The 18027-nt window shown below is 64.1% G+C and carries 19 protein-coding genes; 10 read left to right on the forward strand and 9 right to left on the reverse strand.

What is annotated here, in order from left to right; genetic code table 11:
• Positions 1-58: 58 nt before the first annotated feature.
• Both LJD17_RS19185 and LJD17_RS19190 read left to right on the forward strand, forming a co-directional pair.
• On the forward strand, positions 59-823 hold the full coding sequence (locus LJD17_RS19185; protein WP_227385821.1) for an alpha/beta fold hydrolase: 765 nt from the start codon (positions 59-61) through the stop codon (positions 821-823).
• Positions 824-990: 167 nt separating this feature from the next.
• The gene (locus LJD17_RS19190; RefSeq protein ID WP_227385822.1) at positions 991-1512 is read left to right on the forward strand and encodes a class I SAM-dependent methyltransferase; all 522 of its coding nucleotides are present in this window, start codon (positions 991-993) and stop codon (positions 1510-1512) included.
• Here LJD17_RS19190 and LJD17_RS19195 read toward each other — a convergent pair.
• On the reverse strand, positions 1499-2299 hold the full coding sequence (locus LJD17_RS19195) for an enoyl-CoA hydratase (RefSeq protein ID WP_227385823.1): 801 nt from the start codon (positions 2297-2299) through the stop codon (positions 1499-1501). The two genes, LJD17_RS19190 and LJD17_RS19195, sit on opposite strands and share 14 nt — an antisense overlap.
• A 76-nt stretch (positions 2300-2375) precedes the next feature.
• Between LJD17_RS19195 and cysE the strand changes: the two genes are divergently transcribed.
• From cysE to LJD17_RS19210, 3 genes are all read left to right on the forward strand, one after another.
• The gene (cysE, locus tag LJD17_RS19200; protein ID WP_227385867.1) at positions 2376-3212 is read left to right on the forward strand and encodes a serine O-acetyltransferase; all 837 of its coding nucleotides are present in this window, start codon (positions 2376-2378) and stop codon (positions 3210-3212) included.
• 94 nt (positions 3213-3306) lie between these two features.
• Entirely contained in the window at positions 3307-3519 is a 213-nt protein-coding gene (locus tag LJD17_RS19205) for a DUF3126 family protein (RefSeq protein ID WP_109597485.1), read from the forward strand.
• A 104-nt stretch (positions 3520-3623) separates the two neighbouring features.
• The gene (locus tag LJD17_RS19210) at positions 3624-4154 is read left to right on the forward strand and encodes a gamma carbonic anhydrase family protein (RefSeq protein ID WP_227385824.1); all 531 of its coding nucleotides are present in this window, start codon (positions 3624-3626) and stop codon (positions 4152-4154) included.
• A 12-nt stretch (positions 4155-4166) separates the two neighbouring features.
• On the opposite strand, the gene LJD17_RS19215 is transcribed toward LJD17_RS19210, so the two are convergent.
• Entirely contained in the window at positions 4167-4856 is a 690-nt protein-coding gene (locus tag LJD17_RS19215; protein ID WP_227385825.1) for a transglutaminase-like cysteine peptidase, read from the reverse strand.
• A 309-nt stretch (positions 4857-5165) separates the two neighbouring features.
• On the opposite strand from LJD17_RS19215, the gene LJD17_RS19220 reads away from it, so the two are divergent.
• Both LJD17_RS19220 and LJD17_RS19225 read left to right on the forward strand, forming a co-directional pair.
• Complete coding sequence (locus LJD17_RS19220) at positions 5166-5984, forward strand: rhomboid family intramembrane serine protease (RefSeq protein WP_227385826.1); 819 nt, start codon at positions 5166-5168, stop codon at positions 5982-5984.
• 131 nt (positions 5985-6115) lie between these two features.
• Positions 6116-6547, forward strand: coding sequence for a CBS domain-containing protein (locus LJD17_RS19225; RefSeq protein WP_227385827.1), 432 nt, complete (start codon positions 6116-6118; stop codon positions 6545-6547).
• Here the strand turns inward: LJD17_RS19225 and LJD17_RS19230 are convergent, their stop codons facing one another.
• The 4 genes from LJD17_RS19230 to folE form a co-directional block, all read right to left on the reverse strand.
• The gene (locus tag LJD17_RS19230) at positions 6548-7561 is read right to left on the reverse strand and encodes a patatin-like phospholipase family protein (RefSeq protein WP_227385828.1); all 1014 of its coding nucleotides are present in this window, start codon (positions 7559-7561) and stop codon (positions 6548-6550) included.
• A 96-nt stretch (positions 7562-7657) separates the two neighbouring features.
• The gene (locus LJD17_RS19235; protein WP_227385829.1) at positions 7658-8803 is read right to left on the reverse strand and encodes an MFS transporter; all 1146 of its coding nucleotides are present in this window, start codon (positions 8801-8803) and stop codon (positions 7658-7660) included.
• Positions 8804-8898: 95 nt separating this feature from the next.
• The gene (hisI, locus tag LJD17_RS19240; protein ID WP_227385830.1) at positions 8899-9309 is read right to left on the reverse strand and encodes a phosphoribosyl-AMP cyclohydrolase; all 411 of its coding nucleotides are present in this window, start codon (positions 9307-9309) and stop codon (positions 8899-8901) included.
• A 63-nt stretch (positions 9310-9372) separates the two neighbouring features.
• Entirely contained in the window at positions 9373-10008 is a 636-nt protein-coding gene (gene folE, locus LJD17_RS19245) for a GTP cyclohydrolase I FolE (protein ID WP_227385831.1), read from the reverse strand.
• 157 nt (positions 10009-10165) lie between these two features.
• Between folE and LJD17_RS19250 the strand changes: the two genes are divergently transcribed.
• The 3 genes from LJD17_RS19250 to thrS all read left to right on the forward strand — a co-directional run bounded on the left by LJD17_RS19250 (position 10166) and on the right by thrS (position 13016).
• Positions 10166-10603, forward strand: coding sequence for an iron-sulfur cluster assembly scaffold protein (locus LJD17_RS19250; RefSeq protein WP_227385832.1), 438 nt, complete (start codon positions 10166-10168; stop codon positions 10601-10603).
• Positions 10603-10932, forward strand: coding sequence for a membrane protein insertion efficiency factor YidD (yidD, locus tag LJD17_RS19255; RefSeq protein ID WP_227385833.1), 330 nt, complete (start codon positions 10603-10605; stop codon positions 10930-10932). The genes LJD17_RS19250 and yidD overlap by 1 nt, the downstream gene beginning before the upstream one ends.
• Positions 10933-11006: 74 nt before the next feature.
• Positions 11007-13016 carry a threonine--tRNA ligase gene (gene thrS / locus LJD17_RS19260; protein ID WP_227385834.1) on the forward strand — a complete coding sequence of 670 codons (2010 nt, stop codon included), beginning with the start codon at positions 11007-11009 and terminating at the stop codon, positions 13014-13016.
• Positions 13017-13098: 82 nt separating this feature from the next.
• On the opposite strand, the gene LJD17_RS24405 is transcribed toward thrS, so the two are convergent.
• The 3 genes from LJD17_RS24405 to LJD17_RS19280 form a co-directional block, all read right to left on the reverse strand.
• The gene (locus tag LJD17_RS24405) at positions 13099-14436 is read right to left on the reverse strand and encodes a CBS domain-containing protein (RefSeq protein WP_406600849.1); all 1338 of its coding nucleotides are present in this window, start codon (positions 14434-14436) and stop codon (positions 13099-13101) included.
• A 111-nt stretch (positions 14437-14547) separates the two neighbouring features.
• Positions 14548-15429, reverse strand: coding sequence for a hypothetical protein (locus tag LJD17_RS19275; RefSeq protein ID WP_227385835.1), 882 nt, complete (start codon positions 15427-15429; stop codon positions 14548-14550).
• A gap of 15 nt (positions 15430-15444) precedes the next feature.
• On the reverse strand, positions 15445-17898 hold the full coding sequence (locus LJD17_RS19280) for a YfhO family protein (RefSeq protein WP_227385836.1): 2454 nt from the start codon (positions 17896-17898) through the stop codon (positions 15445-15447).
• Positions 17899-18027 lie beyond the last annotated feature (129 nt).

Genomic DNA, 18027 nt, shown 5'->3' on the forward strand with positions numbered 1-18027 from the left:
AGGCCGCAGCCTGCCTTAGGGTGCGCCGGACTGTCCCACCCCTCATTCATCCGGACCCATGCGCTTTTTCAATTCCGACGGCGTCAGCATCGCCTATGTCGACATCGCTCCCGAAGGTGGGCAAGGCGAGCCGATTCTCCTCATCCATGGATTTGCATCCAACCACACCGTCAACTGGGTCAATACGCTCTGGGTCAAGTCGCTGACCCGGGCAGGGTATCGGGTTGTCGCCCTCGACAATCGTGGGCACGGGCAGAGCGAGAAGCTCTACCAGCCCGAAGCCTACGACTCGTACAAGATGGCTGCGGATGCCCGTCGGCTCCTCGATCACCTGGAGATCGAGAAAGCCGATGTGATGGGCTATTCCATGGGCGCGCGGATCACGGCCCATCTGGCCCTTTCGGCTCCCGAGCGGATGCGATCGGCCATTCTCGGCGGCCTCGGAATTCATCTGGTCGAGGGCGTCGGACTTCCCTTGGGCATCGCCGATGCCATGGAGGTTCCGTCGCTGGACGATCTGACCGATCCCATGCAGCGGATGTTCCGGGCTTTCGCCGAGCAGACGAAGAGTGACCTGAGGGCGCTCGCGGCCTGCATCCGCGGTTCCCGACAAGTGCTCACACGCGAAGAGGTCTCGTCGATCCGCCTTCCGACGCTGGTCGCCGTCGGGACGAAGGACGACGTTTCAGGATCAGGTCCGGAGCTGGCTGCCCTCATCCCGAACGCGGTGGCGCTCGATATCCCTGGACGGGACCATAACTTGGCGGTCGGCGATCGTGTTCACAAGCAAGGGGTTCTCGACTTCCTCGCCCAGAGACCCTGAGCCGTTCATGAGATAAATCAGGAAGTTCAGGCTCTTAAGGCGCATTGTTCTGTTTCTGATTCACGCGCCGGAAATGGTTTCCAACCCTTGCTTCAAAGCTCAGCAAACGGGATTAACGCCTTGATAGCACAGCGGATTGCGGCATCTATCAGGGAAAGGGAGGTCGGATGACCCGGCTCGACAGCGCCATTCGCCGGCTTACGGCTCAGCGGGATCTCCTCGATTGGGCAACCCGCGTTGTCGCGCCGACCGGTCTGGTGCTGGAGCTCGGCCTCGGCAATGGACGCACCTACGATCATCTGCGGGCCCGCCTTCCGGGGCGGGAAATCTATGTCTTCGAGCGGTTGCCGGCCGCCCATCCGGATTGTCTGCCGGCGCCCGAATATCTGATCGTCGGCGACATCTTCGAGACCCTCCCTGTCTTCATCGCGAAAATCGGCAGGGGCCGCGCCGCGCTGGTTCACGCCGATATCGGCTCCGGCGACGAGAGTCTCAACCGCGAGGTTGCCCTGCGGATGTCTCCGCTCTTGGACGAGCTTCTGCAGCCGCAAGGGCTGCTCCTTGCGGACCGCGCATTCGCGTTGCCGCATTGCGAGGACGTGACCGAGGAAACCGGCATCGCAAAGGGCCGCTACTACGTTTATCGCCGCCGGAACGAGGCGGGGCGGGCAGGTATTAGCGCCCAGTGAAAGTCGGCTGGCGCTTCTCGAGAAACGCCGTCCGCCCTTCGACGGCGTCGGCACTGTCGAAGCAGGCATCCGCCAGGGCGACGGGATCGACGTTCGGGTCCGCAACGCCAAGCGCCGCGTCGATGGCCGCCTTGGCGGCCCGGATCGTCAGGGGAGCGTTTCGGGCAATCTCGGCTGCGGTCGCCAGGACCGTCGCGGCGAGATCGGCATCGGACACGACCTGCTGCACGACGCCCAGCCGCTCCGCTTCCGCCGCCCCGATGCGCCGGGCCGTGTAGAACAGGCTCCGCGCAGCAGGGCCGCCGATGGCCGCCGTGACAAGCCGCATGGCGCCGGGCGGGTATCCGACACCGAGCTTCGCCGCCGGAATCCCGAACACCGCATTGTCGGCCGCGATACGAAGGTCGCAAGCCAGGGCCAGGCCCAGTCCGCCGCCGAGGCAGAAGCTGCGAATCATCGCGATAACGGGTTTCGAGCAATGGGCCACGGCCCAGAACGCGGCCTCGTTCGCAGCCTCGTAGAGCCGGCCGCCCGTTGCATCGGCGCGCACCGTCTCGAACTCCGAGATGTCGGCCCCCGAAGCGAAGGCCCCGTGTCCCGCGCCGCGCAGGATGATGGCGCGCACACGCTCGTCTCCGTCGAGGGAAGCCATGATGGCCGGCAAGGCCTTCCACATCCCGAGATCGATGGCGTTGCGCTTTTCCGGGTTGTCGATGGCGATGGTGGCGACAGCCCCGTCGTAGGACAGGACAAGTTTCGAGGATGGCGATGAAAAATGGGCAGGCATGCGATTTCAGATCTAGGGGAATGGAGAGGACACCCCTATTTATGCTAGTTCGAACGGCCCCGGCAGGGAGAACATGATGACTCAGGCGTGGATGAAACCAGGATCTTCTGACCATCTGGCCGGAACCGTGGATCCCCTGTGGGACCGTCTGCGCGAGGAAGCCGAGGCGCTCGTTCATGACGAACCCGCCATGGGGGCGATCGCGCTGGGGACCGTGCTTCAGCAGCCGAGCCTGGATGCGGCGGTGATCCACCGGGTCGCGACCCGGCTCGGTCATCCGGCCCTCGGAACCGATATCATCGAGCAAACCTACCTTGAGGCCCTCTCCGAGGAGCCTGCGATATCGGAGGCTTTTCGGGCCGATATCCGCGCCGTTTTGGACCGGGACCCGGCAACCACCCGCGTGATCGAGCCCGTTCTCTATTTCAAAGGCTTCCACGCCATTCAAACGCATCGCCTCGCCCATTGGCTCTGGCATCGGGGACGGCAGGATTTCGCCCTTTATCTTCAAAGCCGGTCATCCGAGGTCTTTCAAACGGACATCCATCCCGCCGCGCAAATCGGCCGGGGCATCTTTCTCGATCACGCCACCGGTCTGGTTGTGGGTTCGACCGCCGTCATCGAGGATGACGTTTCGCTTCTCCAGAACGTGACGCTCGGCGGAACCGGGAAGGAGCGGGGAGATCGTCACCCCAAGATTCGGCACGGCGTGCTGATCGGCGCCGGAGCCAAGATTCTGGGCAACATCGAAGTGGGCCACTGCGCCCGGGTGTCGGCGGGATCGGTAGTGCTCAAGCCCGTTCCACACAACGCCACGGTCGCGGGCGTTCCGGCCAAGGTGATCGGAAGCGCCGGCTGTGCCGAGCCTGCCCGTTCCATGGACCATTTCCTGAGGGAGATGGAAGGCATCTGACGCCGCTTTTCTTCGGAGCGGACCCAACGCGGCTTGCCCGCGTTGGCCCGGCATGGCAAGTGCTGCATCCATGCAAATGAAGAAAGGACAAGCGGTGGACAAAACGGAGATGGCGAAAGTCGAGCAATATCTGCGCCAGACTTTTGCGAATCACTCGATCCGCGTGGTCGGTCGTCCCAAGAAGACCGATTCGGCTGAAGTTTATATCGGCGAAGAGTTCGTTGGCGTTCTTTTCGTGGACGACGAGGACGGCGATCGCTCCTTCAACTTCACCATGGCGATCCTCGATACGGACCTTGAGGACTGATTGCTCCCGGCAAGCCAAGCTTGGCTTGCCCTGTGATTATCCTGATTATGGGCTGGCCGCTGCGCCGGCCCTTTTCACATGAGCTTTTCGCACGAGAGTGAGCCATGCCGATCTACAGTCTCGACGATCGTATCCCTGCCTTGCCCGAGCCCGGACGATTCTGGGTTGCTCCCGATGCCCATGTGATCGGCAGCGTCCGCCTTGGGGTCGATGTGGGTATCTGGTTCGGGGCCGTTCTTCGCGGAGACAACGAGCTGATCGAGATCGGAGACGGAACGAATATCCAGGAGGGCTCTCTGCTTCACACCGATCCCGGGGCCCCTTTGAGCGTCGGCCCAGGCTGCACCATCGGTCACCATGCCATCCTTCATGGATGCACGATCGGACCGAACAGCCTCGTGGGAATGGGTGCGACGATCCTGAACCGGGCGCGAATCGGAGCGAATTCCATCGTGGGCGCCAACGCGCTCGTGACGGAAGGGAAGGAATTTCCCGACAACGCCCTGATCGTGGGCGCGCCGGCACGGGTCATTCGGGCGCTCGACGAGGGGTCGATCGAGCGCCTGAGAGCGTCAGCGCTGGGTTACGTGGCGAATTGGAAGCGTTTTGCCGCAGGGTTGAGGCGGATCGACTGATCCGCCCTGTTCTTAGCGATTCGCTGTCGTGGTCGGAGAGCTGATCGTCGGCGAGGTGATGCCGCCGAGCGAAACCCAACCGGTTGCCGCCTGGCTTTCGCGCTTGATGTAGACGTAACCGGTCCGGTCCCAGGGAAGGACGGACGACGTCTTGTTGTCGAGCACGTAGTCGCCCTGATTCGTGCGGACCAGCAGCACGGCATGGCCTTCGCCCAGCTCGTCGATCACCACCGTCATGCGCATGGCGCGGCGGGGGAGGCCACTCTCGGCAAGGATGCGGCGCTTCAGGAGCTGGAAGTCCTCGCAATCGCCCTTTCCGTCATCCGGGAAGCCCCAGATGTCGACAACGCCCCAATGGTCGGCGTCCGTGACGGCTTTCACGTTCGCGTTCACCCGCTGATTCACCGAGGTAATCAGCTTCCACACCTGGGGGGTGAGCTCGATGGTCTGAGGTTCGGCCGTGTTGACCGCGCATTCGGCAGGAAAGTTCTCGCAGAACTTCACCCATCCGAGGATCGGCTTCGCGCTGCCCATATCGGTGATGCTGTGGGCCGCAGGAGGGAGCGAAGCTAGGGTCTGTGCTTCGGCAAGACCGGCCGGAGCCAGAAGTGCAAGGCCAAAAAGGGCCGTGCGAACGAATTTGGATGAAGAAATCGACTTTGTCGCGTGATCAAAGAGATTTTTGAAATAATCCTGCCGCATGCCCCACCAGCCGGTTAATGTTCTTTTAACCAAACTGACACGGTAGGATTTCCGGCTCAAGCGGAAAGTAAAAGGTGAGTTAACGCGTCGCGCCCGGATCGGTTCCGATATGGTTAACGAAATATTTCCATATTTGCGCCATGGAAGCTAAGCCGTTGGCATTGCTGACATTGGGATCTTACATGCGACCGCCGCAAGGGGAACCTCTTCCTTTATTTCCTGTGTCAAAAAGTCCGATGCCGTCCGTTTCGTTACAGGTATGCGCCGTTCCCCGTGGCTTGGCGTAAGCCGTCATGCAAAGCTTTTCCGATGGCCAGCACCCCGTCACGCCCTGCCCGTGAACCAATTCTTAACCTTCCTGCGGTTGTCGCGTGGAGCATCGGCGTCTTGATCGCCATCCATGCGCTGCGCCTGCTCCTGTCCGATGAGACGGACTTCGAGCTGCTCATCGATTGGGCGGTGATTCCCGCCCGGTGGGCCGTCGCGTATGGCGGCGTCGAGGCCCAGGAGGTTCTGGGCGCCCTGAAGCGAGCCGGGACATCGGGTGAAGCGTCGCCGTTCGTCGCGCTCGGGCAATACGTCCTCCAGGACGAGGATGGGCGGCCGTGGACGGCCGTAACCTATGCCCTGCTTCATGGCTCCTGGAGCCATGTCCTGATCAACAGCATCTGGCTCGCCGCTTTCGGCACGCCCATCGCGCGTCGTTGCGGGGCGGCGCGCTTTTTCGCGCTGGCGGTCCTCTCGGCCATCGGCGGCGCGCTCCTCTACGCCTTCATGAATTCCCTCCAGGTGATCCCGATGATCGGTGCATCCGCCGCCGTTTCCGGCATGATGGCGGCCGCCTCATGGTTCATGTTCGCGCCCGCCGAATGGCATCCGGAAGGGCGCCCTGCGATGCCCCACGAGCGGCCTCGGGAGAGCTTGTCCGGGATCGTCCGGAACCGGCAGGTCCTGATCTTTCTCGGGGTCTGGTTCGCCGCCAATTACCTCTTCGGCTTTGTTCAGCCCATGGGCGTCACCGATGCCAGCGTCGCCTGGGAGGCTCACATCGGAGGCTTTCTGGTCGGCCTGGGGCTTTTTCCCCTTCTGGATCCCCTTCCGACCCGGCAAACGCGCTTCATGGCTTGAAAAGGCCCCCGTTTCGCCAGATCATCGACGGGCTGACGAAAGGTCAGAGATGTCCCGAGCGGACGACAGGACCTTGCGTCGGTCCTGCGGCCACGGGGCGGGAGCCCTGCAGCCGCGCAACGGAGGCGAGCATGTCGGTCCATCACATCCTTTCTGCCAAAGGGCGCACCGTCGTCACCATCGAGCCCCACAGAACGTTGGGTGAGGCTGCCCGTACCCTGGCCGAGCGGAAGATCGGGGCGCTACTGGTCACGGACGGCAGCCGGCCTGTTTCCGGAATTATCTCGGAGCGCGACATCGTTCGCGCCGTATCGGCTCAAGGGGCGGATGCCCTGCATGAGCCGCTCTCCCGTTTCATGACCGAGAAGGTCGTCACCTGCACGACCAAGTCGCCTGTCAATGAGCTGATGGAGATCATGACGGACGGCAAGTTCCGTCACATTCCGGTCGTGGAGAACGGCGCGCTGGTCGGGATCATCTCCATCGGCGACGTGGTCAAGCATCGGCTCGCCGAGATCGAGGCGGAGGCGCAGGCCATCAAGGATTACATCGCCACCGCCTGATCACACGGCCTGGCTTTCCTTCAGGAGATCCAGGATGTCCGGAAGCGCGCGCTCGGTCGCCTGGCGGCCCAGCGCGATGCATTCCTCGGCCCGGTGAAACTCGAAAAGTCCCATTTTCGCGAGCTTTGGCGAGATCATGATATCGGGCGGATCGCCGGCTAGGCGGGAGCGGGCGATGCGGTCCTGGGTGATGTTGAAGGCATCCACCATCACGGTGGCGATGCCCGGCGCATTCGGCTTTCTCGGCTTGGCTGTCCGCCCCGACGGGAAGATGCCCCAGCGCTTGGGTTCGGAAAAGGCTTCCTCGATCTCGCGCTCATCGCTGGATTCTTCAGCGGCGTCATAGGATTGGATCACCGTGCCGCGAATCCGGATCTCGCCATTCAGATTCACGCAGATCACCAGGTCCGCTCCGAGGGCACGGGCGGCGGTGATCGGAATGGGGTTCACCAAGGCTCCGTCCATGAGCCAGCGCCCGCCGACGAGAACGGGATCGAACACTCCGGGAAGGGCATAGGATGCCCGCATCGCCTGGACCAGCGGCCCTCGGGTCAGCCAGATCTCATGGCCGCTCGCGAGTTCCGTCGCGATGGTGCAAAAACGAATCGGCAGGGTTTCGACCCGCTGGTCGGTCAGGTCCTGGTCGAGGAGACGCTGCAGACGGGTTCCGGCGATCAGGCCGGACCCGCTGATGTGAAAATCGAGCAGGCCCATGACCCGGCGTTTGGTGAGGGACGCGGCAAAGGCTTCGAGCTCATCCAGCTTGCCGGCCGCGTAACAGCCCCCGACCACGGCGCCGATGGAGCAGCCGGCGATCACGTCCGGCACGATTCCGGCATCGCTCAGGGCTCGCAGGACGCCGATATGGGACCAGCCGCGTGCCGCCCCTCCGCCGAGCGCCAGCCCGATCTTGACCCTCGCGCGCGGATCCCGCTCAATCGGTGCATGCATGTCAGCGATGCTCCCGCCACCCCCGGACCCGACACTGCGCCGGGCGATGTTGTCCCACAACATGGCCGAACTCCAGACCTGTGTGACTTTATGCGACGCTTGTCGTGAAAGTCTTATGAATAACGCACGACAAGCTTATCAGGTCGGTGGTGTGGAAAACTAAACGGTGGAGGACGGCAGAACGCGTCGAGCGACCAGCATGATCACGAGGGCGCAGAGCACGAGAAGTCCGAACATTGCCCGCAATCCGAGGAGATCCGCACCGAATCCGATAATCGGAGGGCCGAGGAGAAGGCCCGCATAACCCAGGGTCGCAACCATCGCGACCCCCATGCTTGGCGGAATTCCCGGCGTTTCTCCTGCGGTGCTGAACAGGACCGGCACCACATTCGCGAGGCCCAGGCCCACCAGGGCGAATCCTGCCGCCGACAGGAGAGGGTGGGGCACGGCCACGGCAAGGCCAATGCCGAGCGCGGCGAGAAAGCCCCCCACCACCAGGGTCTTGACGCGCCCGAGGATCCGCACGGCGAAATCGCCCATGAACCGGCAGATCGTCATCGTCAGGGAAAAGGCCGCAAACCCGCTGACAGCCCGTTCCAGGGTCGCGCCGGCGATGGTCTGCAGATAGATCGCCGACCAGTCCACCATGGCGCCTTCGACGAGAAAGCAAAGAAGCGTCAGCCCTGCGAGTCCCAGGATCCCCCGCCTCGGAATGGCGAATCCGTGGCCGCCCTCCGCGCGGTCCTTCTCGCTGATGACGAAGAACGAGGCGATCAGGAATAGCAGTCCGGTGCCGCCGCAGGTCAGCAGGAGCGTCGGGACGATCGCGAAATCCAGGGCGATCAACGATCCCGAGGCGGCTGCTCCCAAGAGGCCGCCGAGGCTGAAGAAGGCATGGAACGAGGACATGATCGCCTGGCCCCAGCCCTTCTCGACCAGGGTGGCGTTCGTGTTCATGGACACGTCCATGGTGCCGTTGCAGGCCCCGGCCACGAAGGAGGCGAGAACCAGGGCCGGAAGCGTGGAGGCGAAGCCCGGAAGCAGCAGGGTGGCCGCGAAGGCGAAGGCCGAAGCTGCCGCGACACGCCCGCTTCCCAGCGCGGCCGTCCCCCACCCGATGAGGGGCATCAGGAGAACGGCCCCGAAGCCGAAGGCCAGGAGCGCGAAGCTGAGCTCACCGTCGGTCAGGCCGAGGGCGGCCTTGAAACGGGGCAGTTGCGCAGCCCAGGTTCCGATCAGGAAACCGTTGCCGAAGAACAAGCTGCTGGTGGCGGCGCGCGCCAAACGGATATCATGTCGCGTCATGCGCTGCTTCTAATCCGCCTGTCATCGCTTTTCACCCCCGCGCCGAGGAATGGCAGCCTGTCGATTTTGTGGATGCGGCAGCCGATCTGACCGGCTCAACCGAAGATCAGGCCCGGCCTGCCGTCCTGCATGGTCACCTGGCGATAAAAGCAGGACCGGCGGCCCGTGTGGCAGCACCCGCCGTCTCCCGCGACCGTCACCTTGAGCCACAAGGCGTCCTGATCGCAATCGACCCGGATTTCGACGACGGTCTGGACCTGCCCGCTGGTCGCACCCTTGTGCCACAGCTCGTTGCGGGAGCGCGACCAATACCAGGCTTGGCCGGTTTCGAGGGTCTTGGCCAAGGCTTCGGAGTTCATATGCGCGACCATCAGGAGATCACCGGTCGCGGCGTCGGTCGTGACGCAGGTGACGAGCCCGTCCGCCCCGAAGCGCGGGGTCAGGATCGAACCCTCCTCCAGCTCCGCCTTCGGGCCGGGGGAGGGAAAAGTGTCGGAGGCGCACATGGAAGATGCCTTGTACTGGCGGGCCGCGTTCCGGCGGCCCGCGATCGGGACGAAAAATGAGGCTCAAGCCTTACCCTGGCGCAGCAAGGTGAGAAAGCGGACCTGTTCGGCCGGATCGTCCTTGAAGGCTCCCATGAACTGGGTCGTGAGGGTGAGGGCGCCCGCTTTCTGAACGCCCCGCATGGACATGCACATGTGCTCCGCTTCGATCATCACCGCCACGCCGCGGGGATCCAGGCAGTCCTGGAGGGCGAGGGCGATTTGTGCCGTCATCGTCTCCTGCGTCTGCAGCCGACGGGCGTAGACCTCCACAAGACGGGCGAGCTTGGAGAGCCCCACGACCCCCTTTGCCGGATAATAGCCGATGTGAACCATGCCGAAGAACGGCACCATGTGGTGCTCGCAATGGGAGTAGAACGGAATGTCGCGGACGAGGACGATATCGTCGTATCCCTCGACCTCGGCGAAAACCTTGTTGAGAACGTCCCGCGGATCGTCCTTGTAGCCCGCATAGAATTCCTTGAACGCTTTCGTGACGCGCTTGGGGGTGTCGAGAAGGCCTTCGCGGTCCGGGTCGTCTCCCGCCCAGCGGATCAGGGTTCGGACGGCCTCCTCGGCCTCCTCGCGTGTCGGGCGGTCCAAAGGCTTGTCTATGATGGAACTCGTATGTTTCGGCGGGGACTTAACCACATTGTCCATGTGGAGCCTCTCTTTGGTTGTGGAGGATTGCAAAGCGGCGTCATGCCCTTCATCAACCCTGACCATGCGACGTTACCGCTTCGGCGCGGCCGGTCGCATATTTAATGCCTGATCCTTATATTGGGCGTTAATACCCATCTGGCCACTCAAGAGCGCGATGCTGAACGAGATCTACAACCGCCGCATTCTGGAACTGGCCGCGACCATTCCCCATCTCGGGCGACTCGCGGATCCGGATGCCAGCGCGACTGCGCACTCGAAGCTCTGCGGCTCGACGGTCACGGTCGATCTCAAGGTCGAGGGAGACGTGGTGACGGGCTTTGCGCATGATGTAAAGGCCTGCGCCCTCGGCCAGGCTTCGTCGTCCATCATGGGGCGCCATGTGATCGGCTCGACGGCGGACGAGCTTCGCGCCGTCCGGGATGCGGCCCGCCAGATGCTGAAGGCCGGCGGCGTGCCCCCGGCCGGGAAATGGGAGGACCTCGCGGTGCTGGAGCCGGTGCGATCCTTCAAGGCCCGGCATGCCTCGATTCTCCTCACGTTCGACGCGGTGGTGGACGCGTTGGACCAGATCGCCGCCCGAAGGGCGCCGTAGTGGCGAGCCCCGTCCGGCAGGCGGCTCACTGGGCCATTCGCGGCTATCAGCTGACCCTATCCGGCCTTGTCGGACGCCAGTGCAGGCATCTGCCCTCCTGTTCCGAATATACCGACGAGGCGATCCAGAGACATGGTTTCTGGGCCGGCGGATGGGTGGGCTTTTCCCGGATCTGCCGCTGTGGTCCGTTCGGCACGTCCGGCCTCGATCTCGTGCCTGAAACATTGCCCCCGGGATCCGCGTGGTATAAGCCGTGGTCCTATGGTCGCTGGCGAGGCGTGAATGCCCCGGCGATCACTTGCGAGTCGGTCGAACCTGACGGCGGCTGATTCCTTCCTGTTCCAACCCATCCGTCGGCCCCCGCTTACCTGCTCCGTTGGCAGGAGTGAGCAAGGAGAACCTGATGATTACTCTGACATTCCCCGATGGCGCCCAGCGGCAATACGCACCCGGAACGACTGGGCGCGAAATCGTTGAGGGCATTGCCAAATCCCTGGCCAAGCGCACCGTCGCCATGGCCCTCGACGGAACCGTTGTGGATCTCGCCGATCCCATCAGCCGTGACGCCAAGATCGAGTTCCTCAACCGCGAAGATCCCCGGTCGCTGGAGCTGATCCGGCACGATTGCGCGCACGTGCTGGCCGAGGCGGTGCAGGAGCTGTTTCCCGGAACCCAGGTCACCATCGGCCCGGTCATCGAGAACGGCTTCTATTACGATTTCGCCCGCAACGAGCCGTTCACCCCCGAGGACTTTCCCGCCATCGAGGCGAAGATGCGCGAGATCATCGCGCGCGATAAGCCCTTCACCAGGGAAGTCTGGAGCCGCGACAAGGCGAAACAGGTCTTCAAGGAAAAGGGTGAGGCCTACAAGGTCGAACTCGTGGACGCGATCCCGGAAGGCCAGGACCTCAAGATCTATTTCCAGGGCGACTGGTTCGATCTTTGCCGCGGTCCGCACATGACCTCCACGGGAAAGATCGGCAACGCCTTCAAGCTCATGAAGGTGGCAGGCGCCTACTGGCGGGGTGACTCGAACAACGCGATGCTCACCCGCATCTACGCGACGGCCTGGACGACCCAGGAAGATCTCGACGATTACATCCACCAGCTCGAAGAAGCCGAGAAGCGCGATCACCGCCGCCTGGGCCGCGAGATGGACCTGTTCCACTTCCAGGAGGAAGGGCCGGGCGTCGTCTTCTGGCACCCAAAGGGCTGGACGGTGTTCCAGGAGCTGATTTCCTACATGCGCCGCCGCCTGAAGGGCGACTACAAGGAAGTCAACGCGCCGCAGATTCTCGACAAGGCCCTGTGGGAGACTTCCGGCCACTGGGGCTGGTATCGCGAAAACATGTTCGCGACCCAGACCGAGGATGACCGAGTCTTTGCGATCAAGCCGATGAACTGCCCCGGCCACGTGCAGATCTTCAAGCACGGCCTGAAATCGTACCGCGATCTGCCGCTGCGCCTCGCCGAGTTCGGCAACGTGCACCGCTACGAGCCGTCCGGCGCTCTGCACGGCCTGATGCGCGTGCGCGGGTTCACGCAGGACGATGCGCATATCTTCTGCACGGAAGAGCAGCTTGCCGCCGAATGCCTGAAGATCAACGACCTGATCCTCTCCACTTACGCCGATTTCGGCTTCGAGGAGATCGTCGTGAAGCTCTCGACGAGACCCGAGAAGCGCGTCGGCACGGACGAGATGTGGGATCATGCGGAAGATGTCATGACCCGGGTTCTCAAGCAGATCGAGGACCAGTCCGGCGGACGCATCAAGACCGCGATCAACCCGGGCGAGGGCGCGTTCTACGGGCCGAAGTTCGAGTATGTCCTGCGCGACGCCATTGGCCGTGACTGGCAGTGCGGCACCACGCAGGTGGACTTCAACCTGCCGGAGCGGTTCGGTGCGTTCTACGTCGATGCAGACGGCCAGAAGAAGACTCCCGTGATGGTGCACCGCGCGATCTGCGGTTCCATGGAGCGCTTCACGGGCATCCTGATCGAGCACTTCGCCGGCCATTTCCCGCTCTGGCTTGCCCCCGTGCAGGTGGTCGTCGCCACGATCACGTCGGACGGCGACGATTATGCCCGGGAAGTCGTCCGCGCGGCTGAAAAGGCCGGTCTGCGGGTCGAGGCCGATCTGCGCAACGAAAAGATCACCTACAAGGTGCGCGAACACTCGCTCGCCAAGGTTCCGGTGCTTCTCGTCGTCGGCAAGAAGGAAGCGGCCGAGCGGACCGTGTCGATCCGCAGGCTCGGCAGCCCGGACCAGAAGTCAATGACCCTCGACGAGGCGCTCAAGGTCCTGGCGGATGAAGCCGTCACGCCGGACCGCAAGCGGGCCCGCAGCCTCGCGGAGCCGGAGGAGCACCTGACCCTCGACGGTCAGCACGTGGTCGCCAGGACGGTCGCCTGACTTCCGGCCGAAGCATTCCGATCATTCCGGGGTGACCGACAGGCCACCCCGGAACAACATCTTTCTCATCGTCTGTCGGGTTTCAGCTCGTCTGCCGCTGTCGCCCCGAGCTGCGTCCCCCGGCCTCGGAGCCTGCGGTGACCCCCGACGTGCCGCTGCCGGGATTTCCGCTCGCCGCTCCGGAATCTCCCGCCTCCGTTCCGGTGGCATGGCCCGGTTGGTGCTGGCCGACCCGCAGATTGTTCTGGACATGGGCGATCCCCGAAACCGACTCGGCCAGATCCTCGGCCCAGCGTTTCTCGTTCCGGTCGCGAACCGTGCCGCTCAAGGTGACCTCCCTGCCGCTGACGCTGACCTCGATTTCCGAGGCATCGAGCCGAGCGTCGTCCGTCAGCCGCTCGTTGATGTCCTCCCTGATGCGGTCGTCGGAGCGCTGATAGCTGCGGGGACCCTTGCCGCGGTGCTCGCCCCGGCGGACCTCTCCTCTGCTTCCGGTGGCGTCGTTCTCGAACCGGGTGTTGCCCGGGCCGCTGCCATAATTGCCGTGGTCCCGCCGCTCTGACACGAGGCTCCAGGTACGCTCCCGGTTCTGCATGCGACGTTCGTCCTCGCGGCTATCGTCCCCCGGGCGCTCCCACCAGCCGGTCGCTGTCGCCGCGCCAAACTGGCGCGGCCGATAACCACCGCCGCCGCGGCCCGTATCATAGGTGCCGTTGTCGTCGCCGTAGTTCTGATAGCCTTCACCGCCGAAACCGCCTCGCATCTTGGGATTGCGCTCGCCGGCGCCCACGGGGCCGCCGCCGATGCCGAAGGCCGCGCGCTCATCGTCCTGATCGCGGAAGCGGAAGCCGCCCCGGGAGGCGCCGCGCCGGCTGCGGACGGCATGGCCCCGCCCGCGATCCTCGTCCCGATCGTCGTGGGCCCGCCGGGCCAGTTCGCGCCGCTCGTCCTCGGTCAACCGGTCACGCCTGGGACGTTCCTGTCCCCCTGCGATGGAGCGATCGGGCTCGGAAGGGGAGGAGATGCGCCGCAGGGCCTGCGATGCCCTGTCCTCGGCGTCCGTCGCCAGATCGCCGAGCGCCACGATGCCCACCAAATGTTTGTCGTGGTCGACAACGGGGAGACGGCGGATCTGATGGTCGCTCATCAGCTCCACGATATGATCGACGTCATCGTCGTCGAAGCACCACCAGACATTGTCGGACATCACATCCCGCACGAGCGTGTTGTCGGGAGCCAGGCCCGCCGCCGTGGCGCGAATGGTGATGTCCCGGTCCGTGATCACGCCCTTCAGGCGCCGCCCGTCGCAGACCGGAAGCGATCCGACATTCATCTCGTCCATCAGGCGAGCCGCGTCCCGGATCGTCCGATCCGGCGGGATCACGCGCACGTTGCGGGTCATGACGTCCGATATCTTCATGAGCTTGCTCCCGGTTGGGGCCGCCCTTGAAGGTTGGCGAGAACCAATATGCGCGGCGGCCATGCATCGATGACCGTTCAATGCCGCCAAGGCTGGAAAGGTTCAGGCTTATTATGGTTTGGCGACGATCTCGATGTCGCGGTCGAGGCCGCTTTCCACTTTGAAATCGCGAGTGTGAACCTTGCCGTCGTGGCGGGCGATCAGGACATAATCTCCCTCGGCCAACGTGACGGAAGGGAAGGCCCCGATAGCTTCCCGGATGACGTCGCCGCCGGGCGTCAGCACGCTGAAGGCGGTCCCGGCAAAGGCTTCGCCGCCTTGGGCCGCGACGAGCTTGAGAGTGACGGTGGCCGCGCGGTGGTTGAGGGTCGCTTCCGTCACCTTGCCGGTCTCGACCTTCAGGTCTGCGCGCATGATCGCGTTGGCGTCCCCATAGGTGGACACCACGTGGTAGGTGCCCTCCGGCAGACGAATGACGTCATCCGCCCTGGCGTTGGCGATGACCAGACGGCCTTCCGAGTTGGAGCCGATCGGAACATAGACCGAGAAGCTGAGCTTGCTTCCGGGAATCGACGAATCGCCCACGGCACCCTTCAGCTTGAGCGCTCCGGCGCTGATCACGAGCCGGTCCGACAGGGCTCCCGCCTGGATCGTCAGGCGCTTCGACGCGCCTGCGAAGCCGTAGGCCACATGAACGATGTAGTTGCCCGGCGAGAGCGTGAAGGTCGGGGTCGGGCTGGTCGAGCGCGCGATGATGGTCGGCTGGGTCGTATCGCCCTTATCCTCATACACACGCCAGACGAGGCCGGAGCGGATGGACTGATTGTCAGGAAAGACGGCGCTGGTAGCGAGCGTCACCTGGCCGAGAGTCACCGGCGGAGCCTTCTGCGTCAATGACGGGACGGCCGGCGACGTCTGGGCTTGCGCCGCACCGGAAACGAGGCCGGTTGCCAAGGCGAGAAAAAGCAGGCGCAGGGTCACGATCGCATTCATTCCTGAGAGCCGGTCCTAGCGTATCCGGGGGACTTCGGCGGTTCTGATCGGCTCTTCCTTCTTGCTCTTTACGAGGTCGGAGGCAGCCGCGACAAGATTTTCATAGGAAATGGGGCGAAAATTAAACTCGACCCGATGCCGGCCCGCCGGAATCTCGACGCCGCGGAACAGGAGGTTCGCGCGGAGCAGGGGCTTACGCTCTCCGTCCACCGTGACCTCCCAGCCGGGATAATAGACGTCGTGCAGGACGAGCACGCCGGCTTCCACCGTTTCCAGGTCGATGCTGACGGAGTTCCGCTGATAGCTGACGATCTTGACGTGGTCCTGAAGGTCCTTGGGGCTCGCCCCCTCCGCCGAGGACGCGTAGCGCTCCTTGAGAAGCGGCATGCTTGCGTCGTCGATCAGGGCCTCGCTCTGGCGGTTGAATTCCGGCAGCTCCTCCTGATCGAGGGCCGCCTCGGAATCCACCGGGCTGATCTCATGCGCCACATAGGCGCGTGGGCTCGCGCCGTTGAGACGATAGATCCACATGCGGCCGGTGCCGTAGACGATCTCGGCTCCCGTCAGCCGGGGGAAATGGCGCGGCATGCGCTCGATCGGGCGGTCGAGCACCAGATATTCCAGGCCGAGAAGTCCGGCGAGGCGGCACTTGTAGCCCCGGAACGTCGCCGGAAAGGTCCGGAGATTCGGATCCTCGGCGTTCTCGCCTGGGCCAATGGCCCGCTCGTAATCGGCGAGGCGGAGCGGGTTGTAGCCGATGATGTCCTCGATCTGCAGCACCATGGAGGCGTTCTGCCACGGTCCTCCGAGGCCGAGGATCTCGACGCGCGGGTAGTCGCCTTCGGAATGCCGGTCGGCCAGCTCGCGCTTGAGGATCTGGAGCCCTTGGAGCTGTTCGGGCGGGAGCTGGCGGAAGACGGCGTAGCGCTCGGCCGGCTCCGCATTCAGCGGCGAGGCGGCATGGCGCAGGATGAGCTCCCCGCCGGTCAAGGTGATCAGCACCATGGCTGAGATTTCGCGCCACCGGGGCGTGAGGCTCGCCTTGGACAGGGCCGCGATCAGAAGCGCGGCGGCCACGAGGCCGAGGCCGATCTCGCGCATGGCGGGAGCACCCTGTCCGGCCCGGAGGGCGAATGCCATGGCGCTGGCGATCGCGGCGATAGCAAGGGCAAGCGACAGCATCGGCAGGAAGATATGGAGCCTGCCGACGGAAGGGGCGGCCCATTTCGGAAGCCCGTCGACGACGTAGCGGTGGACCAGATAGCCCGCCGCAAAGGCGAGCATGATGTTGATCAGAAAGGTCGCATCCGCGGGACGGCGATAAAGATCGACGCCGGGCATGTGGTCGAAGATCATCTCGAAGCCGGGCGTGTAGCGTCCAAGCGCGTAAAGCAGGGCCAGGACGCCCACCACGAAGAAGAAGCGGAACTCGCGCGCCAGGAGGCGCCCGCCTGCGATTCCATGCCAGAAGAGGAACAGGGCCGGGATCGTGCCGATGAACAGGTAGTTGGTGGCCCGGTCGGTCCAGGTGCCCTCCGACAGGCTGTGCCAGTCCGGCCCCCAGTAGTCGTAGGTCCAGCGCAGGGAGCCGAAGACGTTGCCGAAAAGGATCGTCGCGAGGCTTTCGGGCGGCAGCGAGCCCATGGCCGCGACACCGAACCCGAAGGATGGGCGGGTCGAGGTGGCCAGGAACTGCATGGTCAGGACGACAGGGACTGCCAGGAGTGCCCCGCCGATTGCGGCCATCGTCACCAGAACGCCGAGCCGGGACTTGAAATAGGAAAAGGGAGCGGAAGCCGTCGCGATCCGGTAGCCGGCGCCGGCAAGAAGCGTCAGGTCGCAGAGAAAGGCGACCTGATCCCGCCCGATGGTCATCAAGACCGCCACGACGGCGAACAAGGCGCCAAAGCGATACGAGCGCCGGTCGAGCGCTTCCTCGAGCAGCAGGAGCGCAAGGGGGAACCAACCGTAGCTGAGGATGATCCCGGTATGCTGGAGCCGGGCGCTGGCGGATCCGCCGAGAATGAAGACGATCGCCGCAACCACCGCTCCGGCCGGATGCCAGCCGCGCCTTCTGAACAGGGGGACGAAGGCGAGGGCGCCCGGGATGAAATGGGCGAAGATCACCAGGTCGAACAACTGCATCGACGGCTCGGGGACCAGCCATCCGAAGAACAGCATCGTGGGGGTGAACAGGAGCGATTGCGGATCTGCCGCAGAAGGATGTCCCCCGAAATGGTAGGGGTTCCAGAACGGCATTTCCCCGTGCGCCAGCGCTGCGCCGAGATAGCGAAGGGTCGGGTAGAACTGGTTCTTCGAGTCCCAGGGAACGACGGTGCCCGTCAACGGCCAGATCAGGGCCGCGAGAGCCCAGAAAGCCAGGATGAGGCCCAAGGCCACGAGGGTCGGACGCCGGGTCCAGATCCCAGGTTCCGTTACTTTGCCCGATGCAGGTACAGATGTGTTCATTGTTATTGAGACGGCACTCCACCGGTGACTCTAGGCAGGTCCCGGACGATCCCCCGAGGCGATCGAGGCGGAGCTCGCCGGACCGGCAAGCCACCATTCCTCGCCATGCTCAGGAAACCTGCTTGGCGT

Origin of the sequence: Microvirga rosea, assembly GCF_020595095.1 — a bacterium.
Classification (GTDB): Bacteria; Pseudomonadota; Alphaproteobacteria; order Rhizobiales; family Beijerinckiaceae; genus Microvirga; species Microvirga rosea.